The following is a 17,238-nucleotide window of genomic DNA, read 5'->3' as shown; positions in this document are numbered from 1 at the left end:
GTTTTCGCCGGTGTGGCGGGCTGTGCCGCAAGGCACAGCCTGTTCGCCAGCCGTCTGCCCTAGATTGCCACCTGCGTTCCGATCTCCACAACACGTCCTGTGGGGATCTGGAAATACTCGGTCGCGTCGGCCGCCGTGCGCGCCAAGCCGATGAACAACCGGTCCTGCCACACCGGCATGCCGGAATTGGGCGAGGCTTTGAGCGAACGCCGCGACAGGAAGAACGAGGTCGTCATGATGTCGAACTTCCAGCCTTGCTTGCGGCAGATCGCCAGCGCGCGCGGGATGTTGGGCTGCTCCATATAGCCGAAGGTCAGCGTCACCCGCATGAACAGCTCGTTGACCGTCTCCATCTTGACCCGGTCGCTGTCCGGCACCACCGGCTGCGGCGCGGTCACCACCGAAAGGATAACATTCTGCTCATGCAGCACCTTGTAGTGCTTCAGGCTGTGCATCAGCGCGGTCGGCGCGCTGAGCGGATCGCTGGTCAGGAACACTGCGGTGCCGGACACCAGTTGCGGCTTTTTCTTCAAGAGATTGCCGGCGAGGAAATCGAGCGGGATTTCGTTGCGGCGGGTCTTGTCGAACAGATAGCGGCTGCCGCGCACCCAGGTCCACATGGCCAGCACGATGGTGAAGGCCACGGCCAGCGATGCCCAGCCGCCCTCGAACACCTTGACGATGTTGGAAGCAAAGAAGCCGACATCGATAAAGGCAAACAGCGCCGTCAGCGAGACTGCCAGCCACAGCTGCCATTTCCAGATCCGCGTCATGACGACATAGAGCAGCACCGTGGTCACCAGCATATTGCCGGTCACCGAGATGCCGTAGGCCGATGCCAGTCTGCTGGACTCGCCGAAGCCGACGACCAGCATCATCACCACCAGCGCCAGCAGGAGATTGACGCGCGGCATGTAGATCTGGCCGGACTGTTTCTCCGACGTATGCAGGATTTCCAGGCGCGGCAGCATGTTGAGCTGCACCGCCTGCCTCGTCAGCGAAAAGGCGCCCGAGATCACCGCTTGGCTCGCGATGACCGTCGCGGCCGTTGCCAGCACGACCATCGGGATCAGCGTCCAGCCTTCGTTCATCTCGAAGAACGGATGGCCGACGACGCCGTTCTTGGCCAGCACGAAAGCACCCTGCCCGGCATAATTGAGCAGCAGGCAGGGAAACACGATCGCAAGCCAGGCGAGCACGATCGGCTTGCGGCCGAAATGGCCAAGATCGGCATAGAGTGCTTCCGCGCCGGTGACGGCGAGGAAGATGGCGCCGATGGTCACGAAAGCGACGTCGGGCGAATTGATCAGGAAGGCGACGATATAGTGCGGGCTCACCGCCCACAGGATTTCCGGGTCGGCGATAATATGGTTGAGACCGGACAGGCCAATGGCCAGGAACCATACCGCGGTCACCGGGCCGAACACCAATCCCACCCCGCCCGTTCCAAAGCGCTGCACCGCGAACACCATGGCAAGAATGACCAGTGTCAGCGGCACGACATAGGGCTGGAAGGTAGGCGTGACGACATTCATGCCCTCAACCGCCGACAGCACCGAAATCGCCGGTGTGATGACGGCGTCACCGAAGAAAAGCGATGCTCCGACGATGCCGATGCCGAGTATCAGCGCCGAGCGCTTGGGGAAACTGCCGCGCGCCAGCGCCATCAGCGACAGCACGCCGCCCTCGCCGCGGTTGTCGGCGCGCAGCACGAACATGATGTATTTGATGGTGACGATGATCGTCAGCGACCAGATGATCAGCGACAGCACCCCGAGAATATCGCCGCGCTGGGCGACATTGCCGCCCGACGACGCCACCAGCGCCTCGCGAAAGGCGTAGATCGGGCTGGTGCCGATATCCCCATAGACGACACCGAGAGCGCCCAGCATCAGAACCTTGGTGCTGTGCTGTTCGACTTCCGAATGGCTCGATTGTTCGACGGGTTCTGCCTCACTACCATTATTGGTAAGGGCCATGGACGACACTCCGATAAGCGCGCGGTGCTCTACGCTTGCTGCGATGCAATATCAAGTGCCGTCGCGTGATGGCTGCCATGCCTGCCGCGCGAGGCTGCCATCGCTACCACCCGCAGGCCTTGAGAAACCGCCCCACCGTCCCGGCCATGCCATACTCCAACGCGTCGGCTGTCAACCCATGTCCGATTGACACTTCGGCCAATGCCGGAATGCGCTTGGCAAGTGCCGGCAGGTTGCTGACCACCAGATCGTGACCGGCATTGACCTGAAGCCCGGCAGCAAGCGCGGCGTCGGCGGTTTTTCCCAATCTTTCCAGCTCCTTGGCGGCCCTGGCGGGATCGGAATGATAGCCTCCATAGGGACCCGTATAAAGCTCGATACGGTCGGCGCCGGTATCGCGTGCGGCCGGCACGCAATCGGGGTCCGGATCGGAAAACAGTGACACCCGGAAGCCACCCTTCTTCAGACGCTTGACGATCGGAGTGAGAAACGCGGCCTGGGCAGTGAAGTTCCAGCCATGATCCGATGTCGCCTGAGCCGGATCGTCCGGCACCAGGGTCACTTGCTCCGGCTGGTGCTTTTCCACAAGCATCAGGAAATCCTCCGTCGGATAGCCTTCGATGTTGAATTCCGCGCGCGGGAACTCGTCGTCGATCAGCGACCGGATCTCGGGCAGGTCGGAGTGCCTTGTGTGCCGCTCGTCGGGACGTGGGTGCACAGTCAGCCCATGCGCCCCGGCCGCGAGCGCAATGCGGCCGAGCCCGGTGACGCTGGGCCACGGCAAGTCGCGCCGGTTGCGCAGCATGGCGATGGCATTGAGATTGACGGAGAGCTTTGCGGGCATGTGGGCGGCCTCGGAAATCATTAGACGCGCCACCTATAATCCCTTTGGCGGGAACAGTAATGCCTTCGGTGGGAACAGACTGGGGGTTTCGGGTGTTCCAAGAGCCTGATGAACGATCTCCGGAAAGGACGCGCCATGAATTTTCTCGATGCCGTGCCGGCGATCCGCCGTATCGAGACCACCCGTGACGATCTTTTCGCCATCGATGTGGTCGGGCACGTCGCAGCGGCCGACGGCGAAAACCTTTTCGGGCTGATGGAGGCAGCCTATGCGTTGCACCCGCGCATCGACGTGCTGGTGCGCCTTGTCGACCATGATGGCGTCGACTGGGCCCATATCGCCGACGAAACCCTGAAACAGGGCGCCGTCCATGCATTGGAACATGTCGGTCGTTGCGCGGCGATTGGCGAACCGGACTGGACAGCGGACGCACAACACTTTCTGCCGCCCTCGCCGCCCATCGAACTTAGGCATTTCGAGGCCGACGAGGAAGCGGCGGCTTGGCAATGGCTGGGTGCCCGGCCTGTCGGGGAGCGACAGCGTCCCGCCGCCTCTACCTGACGATCGTCAGCCGCTCCGCCGCCCGCGTGATGGCGGTGTAGAGCCAGCGCTGGCGGGTTTCCTTGAAGGCCCAGCTTTCATCGAACAGCACGATCTCGTTCCACTGCGAACCCTGTGCCTTGTGCACGGTCAGCGCGTAGCCATAGTCGAAATCGTCGAATCGCTTCTTCTGCTGCCACGGGATATCGGCGTCGGGATCCTCGAAAGCCGCCTTGAGCAACTTGATCTTGGCGACGCCGCGATCCGGATCGTCCTCTTCCGGTGAAACCAGCAGATTGATGCCGGGCTTCACCGTCTCGCGCGACGAAGTCATCACCTTCCACAGCGAGCCGTTGAGCAGGCCCTTGGCCGGGTCGTTGCGCAGGCAGACCAGCTTGTCGCCGGCTTGCGGATAGTCGGCATTGAAGCCTTTGAGTTCGCGCAGCCGCTGATTGTAGCGGCGCCGCGTGCGGTTGGTGCCGACCAGCACCTGGTCGGCCTTCAGCACCAGCTCCTGGGTAACGTCTTCCTTGCCGATCACCTGCGCCGTGCCGTAGTCGCCACGCATGAATTCCCGGCCCTCACGCACGTCGAGCGCCAGCCGCAGTATCGGGTTGTCGCGCGCCTGCCGGTGGATTTCAGTGAGCAGGAAGTCCGGCTCGTGGTCGGTGAAGAAGCCGCCGCCCGAGATCGGCGGCAACTGGCCGGGGTCGCCGAGCACCAGGATCGGCGTGCCGAAACTCATCAGGTCGCGGCCAAGCTGTTCGTCGACCATCGAACATTCGTCGATGACGACCAGTTTGGCCCGCGAAATCGGGCTCTGCCGGTTGAGCGAGAAGGTCGGCGACATCGAGGTCTTGCCGGTGACCTCGTCGGCCACTGATTCCTCGCCTTTCGGCCTGTAGATCAGCGAATGGATGGTGCGTGCATTGACCGCGCCCTTGGAGCGCAGCACCTGTGCTGCCTTGCCGGTGAAGGCGGCGAACTGCACCTGACCGTCGACATGTTCAGCAAAATAGCGTGCCAGCGTCGTCTTGCCGGTGCCGGCATAGCCGAACAGCCGGAACAGCTGCGGCTTGCCGGTCTTGAGCCAGCGGGCCACCGCCTGCAGCGCCTCGTCCTGTTGGGGAGAGAATTCCATCAGCGCGAGAGACCGGATTCGCAAGGGAAAGACAAGATAGCCGCCACCATCATAGATGCGCCGGGACGTCTCAGTGCCGCCGACGGTTCAGGCTATCAGGCGCAAACAAGAACGTAAAGAGAACAGAGAGGCCAGACCACCACAACCTCTCCGATCGGCTCAGGAATCGGCAGGGACGCGCCGTTCATTAAATGGCACGGGACGGGTCGGTAAATTAGTGCGTTCTGGACTCTAAGCTCTAGGAGTCACATTCACCCTCGGGATAATGGCGCAAGGCGAAAAGATTGGACCAGCAGATGCCAACAGAGCGACCACACCGCGATATATTCTCCTACATTGGCCGGCTACGTTGGCTGCCAACCTACGATCTCAATCAGCTTTCGGAAAAAGCCTTTCGAGAATGTCCCTTCGGTTCAAATATGATGGAGGCAGCTTACATCCATTCGGAGATGCTCAACGAATACCGCGCGATTATCGAAATCTCTGCGGCATTCAATGCTATCCAGCACGAAAACTCACTTTATGAGGCGGTCAACAGGTCGCAATCTGAAATCGATGACGCGCTTCTATCCAATGAGAGCGATAACTGCCCAAGCTACAGTCGACTGCTAACCTTGTTGATTCAATGTGGCGTCCTTGCTCGCCGAGAGCCGGCAACTGATTGATCTTCTCCAGAACCCGCCTACTCGGTCGGCCCGGGATCGTTCTCCAGCAGGATCGGCTTGCCGTGCGGCGTGGCATGTGCGGCGCGCTCCCAGGCCTCAGCCATCGCGTCGACATCCGACTTGGCGGTCAGTCCTCTCGAGACAAGCAGGCTTTCGAGTGCCGCCAGCCAATGTTCGTAATAGTCATGGCCGTCGGCCGCAGCGCCCGGTTTCTTCACTTGCGCCGACAGCGCCTGCGCCCATTCGCTCCACGAAAACAGGCCCTTGTCGTGCAGCGCTACCGTCATGGCGAAGGCTTCGGCCTGCCATGGCTCGGCGAAAACAGGCGCATCGACGCCCGGCGGCAGATTGGCCACGAGGCCACTCACCTCACGCCGGCTCAAGATAGCTCTCCCAGGCATCGATCGACACAACAAGCGTCGGGTCGGCCCCCTCGCCCCAGATTTCCGATCCTTCGAAAACCACGGTGTAGACCCATTGCGGGTTTTCGCCGTGCCCGTGCGCGTTGCTGTCGGGGAACACGAATCCATCGCGCACGGCCTCGATCGTCCCGTGCTTGCCGCGTGCGTAGCGCGGCAGCCGCGTGTGGCCGGTCGGGTTGAAGTTCTTGGTCCGCACGGGGTCGCCGGCCTTGAACCGCGCCGGCTGTGCCACCGGCCGATCGCAAGGCCCGCCCTTGGCCAGCACGGCGGGCACGTTTTCGGCCTTCAACACCCTTTTCGGTGTCGCTGCCGGATCGACCGCTCGGCCCTCAGCCAAGTCGCGCTCACTGACGAAGCCATGGCGCTTGAGCAGGGTTTCCAGCGCCTTGATCCAGATCTCGTAGTAGCTGGAGGAATAATAATCAGCGGGATGCAGCGATTCCCGCGCATGCCGGCTCTCGTCGATGTTCCAGGCACCCATGCCGCCGGCAGTCAGCGTCACACCGAGCGCCCGCCTTTCCCAGGCTGCATGAAAATACGGCTCGTCCTTTTCGGGCGCGACGGGGCCAAACCCCATCTGCCCACCGAGATCCTGCGGCCCGTTCATGCCGGCCGCCTCGCCAAGCCGGTGCCGATCATCGCGTCGCGGCTCACCAGATCGGCCAGCTGTTCCTCACTCCAGCCCTCGGTGCCCTCAGGCCGCATCGGCACGACGAGATAGCGCAGCTCTGCAGTCGAATCCCAGACGCGGATCTTCTTGTCCGCCGGAAGCGTCAGCCCGAACTCTTCCAGCACTCCGCGCGGATCGATGACGGCGCGCGAGCGATAGGGCGGCGCCTTGTACCAGACCGGCGGCAGGCCAAGCACCGACCACGGATAGCAGGAGCACAGCGTGCAGACGACGAGGTTGTGCGTGCCCTCGGTGTTGAAGACGGCCTGCATGTGCTCGCCCTGACGGCCGGTATAGCTGAGCGATTCGATCGCCGCCGTCGCGTCGCGCTTGAGCCATGCGGCGAATGCCGGCTCGGCCCAGGCCTTTGCCACCACCCTAGCGCCGTTGCGCGGCCCGATTTTTGTTTCATAGGTGTCGACGATGACGTCGATCGCCGCGGGATCAATCAGCCCCTTCTGGGTGAGGATGGTCTCTAGCGCCCGCACGCGGGCGGCAAACGGATCGAGTTCGTTGTCGTGGTCATGATCGTGTGACATGACATAACGTTAGAATCACCCGCATCGCGCTGCAAGCGCCAGGCCTTGGGCCAGAGGCCGGCTATTCGGCCGCTGCCTTTTGCGGTTCGATAACCCGGTCTTCGTCGGGATCGAACAGAGAGGGTTGTTCGCCGGCGTCCACCGCCCGCAAGCTCGGCTGGCCCCTCTTCGAGAACAAGCCAAGCAGCCAGCCCGAGAAATTCTCCATGTAGACATAAATAACCGGCGTCACGAACAGGGTCAGCGCCTGCGAGGCGAGCAGGCCGCCGACAACGGCGACGCCCAGCGGCTGGCGCAGCTCGGCGCTGGCGCCGGTGCCGAGCGCGATCGGGAACGTGCCCATCAGCGCCGCCAGTGTCGTCATCATGATCGGCCGGAAGCGCATCAGGCAGGCCTTGTGGATGGACTCGGTCGCCGACATGCCTTCTCGTCGCAACTCGAGCGCGACATCGACCATCATGATGCCGTTCTTCTTGACGATGCCGATCAGCATCAGGATGCCGATCACCGCGATGACAGACAGATCCATGCCGGCGAAGCGCAAGGCAACGACGGCACCCAGCACAGCCGACGGCAGGCCGGTGAGGATGGTCAGCGGATGGATGAAGCTCTCATACAGGATGCCGAGCACGATATAGATGGTCAGGATCGCGCCGCCGATCAGCATGCCCTGGTTGGCGAGTGAATCCTGGAAGGTCTTGGCCGTGCCGGCAAAGGTGGTCGAGATCGCCGTCGGCATGCCGATCTGCTCTTTGAGCGCCTCGATGCGCGTCACGCTGTCGCCCAGCGCCACGCCTTGCGGCAGGTTGTAGGAGATGGTCACCGCCGGAAGCTGGCCGAGTTGGTTGACCGTCAAGGCGCCGGCTGTGCGGTCGACCCGGGCGAAGGCGCCGAGCGGAACCAGACTGCCGCTCGCCGTCCTCATCTGGATGGCGAGCATCCGCTCGGGCGACCATTCGATCTTGGGATCGAGTTCGGTGATGACTTCGTAGCTGTCGGCCGAACCGAAGATCGTCGAAACCTGATCGGTGCCGAATCCGCCATAGAGGGCGGAGCGCAGCGTGTCGGTGTCGATGCCGAGCTGCGCGGCTTTATCGCGATCCACCACCAGTGTCGCCTGCAGCGCATTGTTCTGCAGATCGCTGGTGACATCGGTGAAGTTCGTATGGTCGGCCGCCATCGCGTCATTCAGTTTCTGCGCCCAGATATCGGTCAGGCCGGTATCGAGCCCCTGAACCACCAGTTGGTAGGCGCTGGCCGACGACCGCGAACCCAGCCTCAGGTTCTGCACCGGCTGCATGTAGGTCTCGATGCCCGCCACGCCGGCCAGTTGCTTGCGCAGATCCGAAAGCACCTTCTCGATATCGGGGCGCTGATCCTTACCCTTGAGCTGGACGAAGAGCTGCCCCTGGTTGAGTGCATTGTTGCCGCTGCCCGCCGACCACGCCACATGGTCGACATAGGGCGAATGCGAGAAGACACTGGCCACCTGCCCTTGCAGCTTGGACATGGCGTCAAACGAGATGTCCTGGCGCGCGATGGTCGTCACCGATATCTGGCCAATATCCTCCTGCGGGAAGAAGCCCTTTGGCGAGACCTGGATCAGCCACACCGAGGCTGCCGCGGTTCCGATGAAGACGAGGAACACCAGGAAGGTGTGCGTCAGGCAGAAACTCAAGACACGATCGTAGCCGCTCGTAACAAAATCGCGCTTGTGGCCAGGGCCATGCGCGTCGCGGTCGGCCTTGGTCACCGACAGCAGCCGCGAGCACAGCATCGGCGTCAGCGTCAGCGACACGAACATCGAGGCCAGGATGGCGACCGTCACCACGACGGCGAACTCGTTGAAGATGCGGCCGATAACGCCGCCCATCAGCAGCACCGGGATGAACACCGCCACCAGCGAGATCGAGATCGAGATGATGGTGAAGCCGATTTCGCGCGCGCCCTTCAGCGACGCATCGAAGGCCGACAATCCATCCTCCTCCATATGGCGGAAGATGTTTTCCAGCATCACGATGGCGTCGTCGACGACGAGGCCGACGGCGAGCGTCAGGCCCATCAGCGAGATGTTGTCGATGGAAAAGTCGAACAGGAACATCGCGCCGAGCGTGGCAATCAGCGAAATCGGCACCGCCACGGCCGGGATGATGGTCGCCGTCACCCGGCGCAGGAACACGAAGATCACCATCACCACCAGCGCGATGGTCAACAGCAGCGTGAACTGCACGTCATCGACGGCCTGGCGGATCGAGGACGAACGGTCGTTGAGCAGCTTGATCGAGGCAGCGGCCGGCATCTGGTCCTGGAAGGACGGCAGCATCGCCTTGACCTTGTCGACGACGTCGACCGTGTTGGCGTCGGGCTGGCGCTGCACCGCCATGATGATCGCGCGGGTACCATCGTACCAGCTGGCCGTCGCCGTGGTCTGCACCGAATCGACAACGCGGGTCACCTCGCCCAGCCGTACCGGGTGACCGTTCTTGGTGGCGATAATGAGGTTGGAGAAGCCGGCCGCGTCGGTCAGCTGCGTGTTGGCGGTGATCGTGAGCTGCTGCTTGTCGTTCTGGAGCACGCCGAGCGGCGTGTTGCTGTTGGCGGACGCGATCGCCGCCTGCAGCTGATCGATCGAGATGCCGCGCGCGGCAAGCGCGGTTGGGTCGATCTGGATGCGCACTGCGTATTTCTGCTGGCCGAAGATCGAGACCTGAGCCACCCCGTCGATGGTCGACAGCGACGGCGAGATGACGTTTTCCGCGAAAGCATCGAGATCGGTCAGCGGAACCGTGTCGCTGACCAGCGACATCAAAAGAATGGGCGCGTCGGCAGGGTTGACCTTGCGATAGCTCGGCGGCGCCGTCATCTGCGGTGGTAGCGATTTTTGCGTTCGCGCGATCGCTGCCTGCACGTCCGCGGCCGCGGCATCGATGTCGCGGTTGAGCACGAACTGGATGGCGATCGACGTCTGGCCGAGCGAGTTGGTGGTTGAGATCGAATCGATGCCGGCGATGGTGGCGAACTGCTTGATCAGCGGCGTCGCCACCGAGGTCGCCATGGTTTCCGGTGAGGCGCCCGGCAGCGAGGCCGACACATTGACCACCGGAAATTCGGCGCTCGGCAGGGCTGCCACCGGCAGGAACTTGTAAGCAAACAGCCCGCCCAGCACGAGGGCGAACGACATCAGAAGGGTGGCGACCGGCCTGCGTATGCAGAATTCGGAGATCATTGGGCCGCCTCGCCGGCATTGGTCGCCTCGGCCACCTTGGGCGCGGCAGCACCCGCAGTGGCCTTGCCTTCATGCACGGCGGCGCCGTCCTTCAGCCTTGTCTGGCCTTCGGTGACAACTTTCTCACCGCTTTTCAGCCCCTGGCTGATCGCGCTGTTCTCGCCTTCGGTCAGCGCCACCTGCACCGGCCGCATCTCGACGGTGTTGTCCGGCTTGACCACATAGACGAACGGCCCCTTCTGGCTTGGCTGAACCGCGACGGTCGGAACCGATGTCATCTGCGGCATGATGCCAGCGTCCAGTACGACGTTCACATACTGGCCAGGCCATAGCGAAAGGTCGGCATTCGGAATGCTTGCCCGCGTGGCAATCGTGCCCGACGCGGTGTCGACGCTGGAATCGACGAAATCGAGCGTGCCCTTGCCAATCGGTGTCGGGTCGCCGTCCTTGGTCAGGGTGACCGCGCCTTGCTGCGGATTTGCGAGTGCCTTGTGCAGCAGCGCCAGGTCGCTTTCCGGCAGATTGAAATTAACCTGCAGCGGGTCCATCTGGGTGATGGTCACCAGCGGTGTGGCCGTACTGCTGTTGCCATTGCTGGTGGTGACGAGGTCGCCGACGGCGACGCTGACCGCACCCAGCCTGCCGGCAATCGGCGCCGTGATCGTGGCGAAGCCAAGCTGGACATTGTCGGCGTCGATTGTCGCCTTGTCGGCATCGACGGTCGCCGCGGCAGCCTTCGCCGCAGCGACGGCCTGGTCATAGGTCTGCTGCGTGCCGGCCTGCTTGGCGACCAGATCCTTGGCGCGCTGGAGATCGGACTGCGAGCTGGCGAGCATTGCCTGGTCCTTGGCGAGCGCTGCCTGATCCTTGGCCAGTTGCGCCTTCAGCGCCCGGTCATCGAGCGAAAACAGAATGTCGCCAACCCTGACCATCTGCCCGTCCTTGACGTCGATCGAGACGATCTGGCTGGACACGCGCGCGTTGATGTTGACGACGGCTGGAGAGGAGACGAAGCCGATCGCATAGCGCCGGATCGGGAAATCGGCGGTCGAGGCGACGGCCGAGAGGATCGAGGCCGAGCGGGCGCCACCGCCGCCACCTGCCGACTTGTCCCCCGCCGCCGGCTTGTCGGTTGCCGGTTTGTCCGCCGCCGCGACCTGCTTTGCGCCGATAAGTTGCTGAACTCTGCTCAGCGTGTCCGGAGACAGATAGAGCCAGGCCGCGCCGACACAGGCGACCGCAAGCAATGAAAGAATGACTTTTCCACGCATCGACAAAAGGCCTCTCTGTCCGACACGCCATAGCCAGGTGGTCGTATTCTAGCGCAACTCACGGCCCGTTGCCGCGATTTTCGCCGAATAGATAGGACACGCCTTTGTCGGAAAAGGGCCAAAACACGGTATTACGAAGATTTAATGTGCACTGCACAATGGATGTGCAACACGGGTCGATGCGACAATTCAACATGGTGAGAGGCGATCACGCGCGGCGGATTAGCCAGCGAGGCGCGCCTCGGTATAATTGTTCTTTGGTGCAGCCTCGGCCGTCAACCTGAGCCCGAGCGCCTTCATGACGCCGAGCAGGGTTGAAAGCTTAGGATCGCCCTTGTCGCTCAGCGCCTTATAAAGCGCCTCACGTGTGACGCCGGCGTCCTTGGCAATGGATGTCATGCCCCGAGCCCTGGCCACCTTGCCACAGCGCGCTCGTCCTGTTCACGCCCTATCAGCGCTTCGAAGTCGCCTACCTCAGCATCGGCCAAAGCGTCGCCGCCAACAGCACCCCCATGGCGATGTTGAACCATTTCAGCCGCAGCGGTTCCGACAGGAAACCGCGTAGCGCGGTGCCGAAACCCGCCCATACCGAGACGCTCGGCAAATTGACGATAGTGAAGGCTATCGAGATCAACACCACCGACAGGAACGGATGCTCCGGATTGGTGTAGACGGCCATGGCGGTGATCGCCATCACCCACGCCTTGGGATTGACCCACTGGAATGCCGCCGCATCGATGAAGCGCATCGGCTGCGCCTTCGTCTCGCCTTTGCCGGTCAACGTGCGCGACATGGCGATCTTCCAGGCGAGATAGAGCAGATAGGCGCCGCCGGCGATCTTCAATCCGGTGTGCAGCGCCGGGAAAGCCGTCAGCACCGCACCCAGGCCAAGACCCACGGCGACCAGCAGCACCAGGAAACCGATGCTGATGCCAAGCATGTGCGGAACCGATCTGACGAGGCCGAAATTCACTCCCGATGCCAGAAGCATGAGATTGTTCGGCCCCGGCGTGATCGAGGTCACGAAGGCGTAGACAAGCAGGGCAAGGAACGCGTCAAGCGACATGATATCCTCCCAGATATGTCAGCATTATTGTCACTTCGTGATGGTTGCGCAAAGGCCAGCGGCCGGCTCATGGCCGAACCAGGCCTTCAACCACTGCTGAAACTGTCGATCGGTGCGGCGGACTTACATCGCCTGTGGGCCGCGGTTCAACGCCGCCACGCCGGTGCGGCAGATTTCGACTAGGCCGAGCGGCTTCATGATGGCGATGAACTGGTCGATCTTGGAGCCCTTGCCGGTGATCTCGAAGATGAAATGCTCGGTGTTGGCGTCGATGACGCTGGCGCGGAAGGCGTCGGCCAGCCGCAGTGCCTCGACGCGGGCCTCACCGGTGCCGGCAACCTTGACCAGTGCCAGCTCGCGCTCCAGCGGCCGCTCCTGGCCGGATTCGTGCGAGCGCACGGTCAGGTCGACGACGCGGTGCACCGGCACGATCCGCTCCAGCTGATGCTTGATCTGCTCCAGCACATGCGGCGTGCCGCGCGTCACGATGGTGATGCGCGACAGGTGCTTCTCATGCTCGGTTTCGGAAACGGTTAGGCTCTCGATGTTGTAGCCGCGCCCGGAAAACAGGCCGATGACCCGGGCAAGCACGCCCGGCTCGTTGTCGACCAGCACGGAAAGTGTGTGGTTCTCCGGCTTTTCCGTTTCCTTGGCGATGAAATAGGCGGAACCGGTGGGTTGTAGCTGTGCGTTCATGACGTGATTCTCGATTTCAAGCTCTTGAGCTAATTCTTTGTTTGGGCACGGCTTTCTTGCGACAGCCCTGCTTCGGCTCTGCTGGCTACACCAGTTCCCTGCCCTTGGCGTCGATGGCGTTGGCCACCGCCTCGTCGGTCGCCTCGTCGGGCAGCAGCATCTCGTTGTGTGCCTTGCCCGACGGGATCATCGGGAAGCAGTTGGCGAGCGTCGCCACGCGGCAATCGAACAGCACCGGCTTCTTCACCGCAATCATCTCCTTGATGGCGTCGTCCAGCTCGTCCGGCTTCTCGCAGCGAATGCCGTGACCGCCATAGGCCTCGGCCAGCTTGACGAAGTCCGGCATCGCCTCGGTGTAGGAATGCGACAGCCGGTTGCCATGCAGCAGCTGCTGCCACTGCCGCACCATGCCCATATACTGGTTGTTCAGGATGAAGATCTTGATCGGCGCATCGTGCTGCACCGCCGCGCTCATCTCCTGCATCGTCATCTGCACCGAGGCATCGCCGGCGATGTCGATGACCAGTGCGTCGGGATGCGCGATCTGCACGCCGAGTGCCGCCGGCAGGCCATAGCCCATCGTGCCCAGTCCGCCCGACGTCATCCAGCGGTTCGGCTTCTCGAAATGATAGTGCTGCGCCGCCCACATCTGATGCTGGCCGACCTCGGTGGTGATGTAGGTGTCCATGCCCTTGGTCAGTTCGTAGAGCCGCTCGATGGCGTATTGCGGCATGATCACGTCGTTGTTCATCCTGTAGGCGAGCGAGTCGCGCGCGCGCCATTTGGCGATCTGCTCCCACCAGGGATAGAGCGCCTTCTTGTCGGCCTTGGCGCTCGCCCGCCACAGCCGCACCATATCCTCCAGCACCCTGCCGACATCGCCGATGATCGGCACCTCTGTGTGGACGTTCTTGTTGATCGACGACGGATCGATGTCGATGTGGATCTTCTTCGAGTTCGGCGAAAACGCGGTCAGCCTGCCGGTGATGCGGTCGTCGAACCGCGCGCCGATGCAGATCATCACGTCGCAATCATGCATGGCCATATTGGCTTCATAGGTGCCGTGCATGCCCAGCATGCCCATCCAGTTCTTGCCGGATGCCGGATAGGCACCGAGGCCCATCAACGTCGAGGTGATCGGAAAACCGGTGAGATCGACCAGTTCGCGCAGCAGGTGGCTTGCTTCGGGGCCGGAATTGATGACGCCGCCGCCGCTATAGATGATCGGCTTCTTGGCGCCGGCCATCAGCTCGACCGCCGCCTTGATCTTTTCCAGGTCGCCCTGGACCTTGGGCTGGTAGCTGGTGCGCGGCGCGATCTGCGGCGGGACGTAGAACCCCTTGGCGAACTGCACGTCCTTCGGGATGTCGACGACGACCGGGCCGGGACGGCCGGTGGTCGCGACATGGAAAGCCTCGTGGATGGTCGCGGCGAGCTCGTTGACGTCCTTCACCAGCCAGTTGTGCTTGGTGCAGGGGCGCGTGATGCCGACCGTATCGCATTCCTGAAAAGCGTCCGAGCCGATCAGCGAGGTCGGCACCTGCCCGGTCAGGCAGACCAGCGGGATCGAATCCATCAGCGCGTCCTGCAGCGGCGTCACCGCATTGGTGGCGCCGGGTCCCGACGTCACCAGCATCACGCCGGCCTTGCCGGTCGAGCGCGCATAGCCTTCAGCCGCATGGCCGGCACCCTGCTCGTGGCGCACCAGGATGTGCTCGACATCGTCCTGCTGAAAGATCTCGTCATAGATCGGAAGGACAGCGCCGCCCGGATAGCCGAAGACATGCTTGACGCCATTGTCCTTCAGCGCCTGCACCACCATTTCGGCGCCAGTCATTTCGCGCCGCTCACTCTGTCCGTTGCTCATCGGTCTGGTCCCGTACTGTCGCCATTTGGGCGTTGCTGGTCGTTTAGTCGTGTTTCAGGCAATAAAAAAGGCCCCCGAGGGAGCCTGTGTCTTGCGCATGGGGGGATCTCGCCCGGCGGTTACACCGCCTTGCCCATGCGCTTTCCTACGAGAATGAGTGCCGTTTTCATGGTGGCGGACACTAAGGGCGGGAAAGGCAGCCTGTCAACGGTAAAAATCGCGCCGGCAATGAAGGCGTTCCATGGGTCGGCGCCACGACGGACGGTGGGTATTGTATTTGCTGCCACCGTTTCTGAGGCATGAGCTTTGTTCAACCGCCGCCGTAACGAATTTTGGAAATCGCGGCTTCGGATAAGCCCTTGAAACCGCTGGAAACTATGGTGGGGCGTGACGAGGGCCGCCATCTCTGCCGATACTTGATCGTCCGGCTTTGGCAAGTCCGGCGGAAACATCATGACGATCTGGATTTTCACGGGAGGAAACCTGATGCTCGACAAGGCCCCTAGCAAGAAACTGTCCGACCTGCTCGATCAATTCGGCGCCGCCCTGGCCGCCAATGACATCGAAAAAGCGGTCGATTGCTTTCAGGAGGATTGCTACTGGCGCGATCTCGTCACCTTCACCTGGAACATCAAGACCATGGAAGGCCGCGACCAGGTCAGCGACATGCTGAAAAGCCAGTTGTCGGAGACCAGGCCGTCACACTTTGCCATCGCCAAGGGCGAGGACGCGACCGAGAGCGGCGGGCTGATCGAGGGCTGGATCAGCTTCGAGACCGAGGCGGCACGCGGCTTCGGTCACATCAGGCTGAAGGACGGCAAGATCTGGACGCTGCTGACCACCATGGTCGAATTGAAAGGCCACGAGGAACCGGCGGGTTTCGCGCGGCCGATGGGCGCCAAACATGGCTCGGGCAAGAACCGTCCGACATGGAAGGAAGAGCGCGAAAGGGAGGCCGCCGAACTCGGCTTCAAGACGCAGCCCTATACGGTCATCATCGGCGGCGGCCAGGGCGGCATCGCGCTCGGCGCGCGGCTGCGGCAACTCGGTGTGCCGACGATCATCATCGAGAAGAACGAGCGGGCCGGCGACAGCTGGCGCAAGCGCTACAAGTCGCTCTGCCTGCACGACCCGGTCTGGTACGACCATCTGCCCTATATCGATTTCCCGAAGAACTGGCCAGTCTTCTCGCCCAAGGACAAGATCGGCGACTGGCTGGAAATGTACACCAAGGTGATGGAGCTGAATTACTGGTCCTCGACCGAGGCCAAAAGCGCTTCCTATGATGACAAGAAAAGGGAATGGACCGTCGTCGTCCACCGCGACGGCAAGGACATCACGCTGAGGCCGAAGCAACTGGTGCTGGCGACCGGACAGTCCGGCAAGGCCAATCTGCCGAAATTCAAGGGCATGGAGACCTTCAAGGGGGATCAGCATCACTCCTCGAAGCATCCCGGGCCCGACGCCTATGTCGGCAAGAAAGCCGTCGTCATCGGCTCGAACAATTCCGCCCATGACATCGCCGCGGCACTTTGGGAAGCCGGCGCCGACGTCACCATGGTGCAGCGCTCGAGTACCCATATCTCCAGGTCCGACACGTTGATGGAAATCGGACTGGGTTCGCTCTATTCGGAGCAGGCGCTGCAGAACGGCATCACCACGGCCAAGGCCGACCTGATCTTCGCTTCGCTGCCCTACAAGATCCTGCACGAATTCCAGATCCCTGCCTATGCCGAGATGAAGAAACGCGACGCGGCATTCTACAAGGGATTGGAGAAGGCGGGCTTCATGCTCGACTGGGGCGACGACGAATCAGGCCTGTTCATGAAGTACCTCAGGCGCGGCTCCGGCTATTATATCGATGTTGGCGCCTCGCAGCTGATCATCGATGGTTCGATCAAACTGAAGAGCGGCGTCGACGTCGAAGAGATCAAGCAGCACTCGGTTCTGCTCAGCGACGGGTCGGAATTGCCTGCGGACCTCATCGTCTACGCCACCGGCTACGGCTCTATGAACGGCTGGGCCGCCGATCTGATATCCCGCGAAACCGCCGACAAGGTTGGCAAATGCTGGGGCCTCGGCTCGGACACCACCAAGGACCCCGGCCCTTGGGAAGGCGAGTTGCGCAACATGTGGAAGCCGACGCAACAGGAGGCGCTATGGTTCCATGGCGGCAATCTGCACCAGTCACGCCACTATTCGCAGTTCCTGTCGCTGCAGTTGAAGGCGCGGCACGAAGGCATCGCTACGCCGGTCTACGGGCTGCAGCAGGTCCACCACAAGGGATAGGCGACCGCCATTCCGGCTGAGCA

Annotated in this window: 15 protein-coding genes and 1 pseudogene; 3 read left to right on the top strand and 13 right to left on the bottom strand. The window is 62.3% G+C overall.

What is annotated here, in order from left to right:
* Nucleotides 1-59: 59 nt before the first annotated feature.
* Nucleotides 60-1,979: a potassium transporter Kup gene (locus NKI38_RS14330; protein ID WP_352658577.1), complete on the bottom strand. Its 1,920-nt coding sequence runs from the start codon at nucleotides 1,977-1,979 to the stop codon at nucleotides 60-62.
* Nucleotides 1,980-2,082: 103 nt separating this feature from the next.
* Nucleotides 2,083-2,823, bottom strand: a complete 741-nt coding sequence (locus tag NKI38_RS14325) for a pyridoxine 5'-phosphate synthase (protein WP_352658575.1) — start codon at nucleotides 2,821-2,823, stop codon at nucleotides 2,083-2,085.
* Between the two features lie 135 nt (nucleotides 2,824-2,958).
* Here NKI38_RS14325 and NKI38_RS14320 point away from each other — a divergent pair, with 135 nt between their 5' ends.
* On the top strand, nucleotides 2,959-3,384 hold the full coding sequence (locus tag NKI38_RS14320) for a SpoIIAA family protein (protein WP_352658573.1): 426 nt from the start codon (nucleotides 2,959-2,961) through the stop codon (nucleotides 3,382-3,384).
* On the opposite strand, the gene NKI38_RS14315 is transcribed toward NKI38_RS14320, so the two are convergent.
* Nucleotides 3,377-4,504: an ATP-dependent DNA helicase gene (locus tag NKI38_RS14315; protein ID WP_091580570.1), complete on the bottom strand. Its 1,128-nt coding sequence runs from the start codon at nucleotides 4,502-4,504 to the stop codon at nucleotides 3,377-3,379. The two genes, NKI38_RS14320 and NKI38_RS14315, sit on opposite strands and share 8 nt — an antisense overlap.
* A gap of 284 nt (nucleotides 4,505-4,788) precedes the next feature.
* Between NKI38_RS14315 and NKI38_RS14310 the strand changes: the two genes are divergently transcribed.
* Nucleotides 4,789-5,169: a hypothetical protein gene (locus tag NKI38_RS14310; RefSeq protein WP_352658571.1), complete on the top strand. Its 381-nt coding sequence runs from the start codon at nucleotides 4,789-4,791 to the stop codon at nucleotides 5,167-5,169.
* 17 nt (nucleotides 5,170-5,186) lie between these two features.
* Here the strand turns inward: NKI38_RS14310 and NKI38_RS14305 are convergent, their stop codons facing one another.
* The 10 genes and pseudogenes from NKI38_RS14305 to NKI38_RS14260 all read right to left on the bottom strand — a co-directional run bounded on the left by NKI38_RS14305 (nucleotide 5,187) and on the right by NKI38_RS14260 (nucleotide 15,399).
* The gene (locus NKI38_RS14305) at nucleotides 5,187-5,570 is read right to left on the bottom strand and encodes a nitrile hydratase accessory protein (RefSeq protein ID WP_502899312.1); all 384 of its coding nucleotides are present in this window, start codon (nucleotides 5,568-5,570) and stop codon (nucleotides 5,187-5,189) included.
* Nucleotides 5,539-6,198: a nitrile hydratase subunit beta gene (gene nthB, locus NKI38_RS14300; RefSeq protein ID WP_352658568.1), complete on the bottom strand. Its 660-nt coding sequence runs from the start codon at nucleotides 6,196-6,198 to the stop codon at nucleotides 5,539-5,541. The genes NKI38_RS14305 and nthB overlap by 32 nt, the downstream gene beginning before the upstream one ends.
* Complete coding sequence (nthA, locus tag NKI38_RS14295; protein ID WP_352658566.1) at nucleotides 6,195-6,800, bottom strand: nitrile hydratase subunit alpha; 606 nt, start codon at nucleotides 6,798-6,800, stop codon at nucleotides 6,195-6,197. The genes nthB and nthA overlap by 4 nt, the downstream gene beginning before the upstream one ends.
* A 61-nt stretch (nucleotides 6,801-6,861) precedes the next feature.
* Nucleotides 6,862-10,026 carry an efflux RND transporter permease subunit gene (locus NKI38_RS14290; protein ID WP_352658564.1) on the bottom strand — a complete coding sequence of 1,055 codons (3,165 nt, stop codon included), beginning with the start codon at nucleotides 10,024-10,026 and terminating at the stop codon, nucleotides 6,862-6,864.
* Nucleotides 10,023-11,297, bottom strand: coding sequence for an efflux RND transporter periplasmic adaptor subunit (locus tag NKI38_RS14285; RefSeq protein WP_352658562.1), 1,275 nt, complete (start codon nucleotides 11,295-11,297; stop codon nucleotides 10,023-10,025). Before NKI38_RS14285 ends, NKI38_RS14290 begins: the two co-directional genes overlap by 4 nt.
* Nucleotides 11,298-11,519: 222 nt before the next feature.
* Nucleotides 11,520-11,720: pseudogene (locus NKI38_RS14280) on the bottom strand (addiction module antidote protein); the annotation flags it as partial.
* A gap of 46 nt (nucleotides 11,721-11,766) precedes the next feature.
* A complete protein-coding gene (locus NKI38_RS14275; RefSeq protein ID WP_352658560.1) occupies nucleotides 11,767-12,363 on the bottom strand; it encodes a LysE family translocator in 597 nt (198 codons plus the stop codon).
* 123 nt (nucleotides 12,364-12,486) lie between these two features.
* The gene (ilvN, locus tag NKI38_RS14270; protein WP_023757090.1) at nucleotides 12,487-13,059 is read right to left on the bottom strand and encodes an acetolactate synthase small subunit; all 573 of its coding nucleotides are present in this window, start codon (nucleotides 13,057-13,059) and stop codon (nucleotides 12,487-12,489) included.
* Nucleotides 13,060-13,144: 85 nt separating this feature from the next.
* Nucleotides 13,145-14,926: an acetolactate synthase 3 large subunit gene (locus tag NKI38_RS14265; protein WP_352658559.1), complete on the bottom strand. Its 1,782-nt coding sequence runs from the start codon at nucleotides 14,924-14,926 to the stop codon at nucleotides 13,145-13,147.
* Between the two features lie 119 nt (nucleotides 14,927-15,045).
* Entirely contained in the window at nucleotides 15,046-15,399 is a 354-nt protein-coding gene (locus tag NKI38_RS14260; protein WP_352658557.1) for a hypothetical protein, read from the bottom strand.
* A 13-nt stretch (nucleotides 15,400-15,412) separates the two neighbouring features.
* On the opposite strand from NKI38_RS14260, the gene NKI38_RS14255 reads away from it, so the two are divergent.
* Nucleotides 15,413-17,215: an NAD(P)-binding domain-containing protein gene (locus NKI38_RS14255; RefSeq protein WP_352658699.1), complete on the top strand. Its 1,803-nt coding sequence runs from the start codon at nucleotides 15,413-15,415 to the stop codon at nucleotides 17,213-17,215.
* Nucleotides 17,216-17,238: the final 23 nt, after the last annotated feature.

Source organism: Mesorhizobium sp. M0621, from assembly GCF_040320745.1.
In the GTDB taxonomy this organism is placed as follows: domain Bacteria; phylum Pseudomonadota; class Alphaproteobacteria; order Rhizobiales; family Rhizobiaceae; genus Mesorhizobium.
This window is presented reverse-complemented; position numbering and strand designations above follow the sequence as displayed.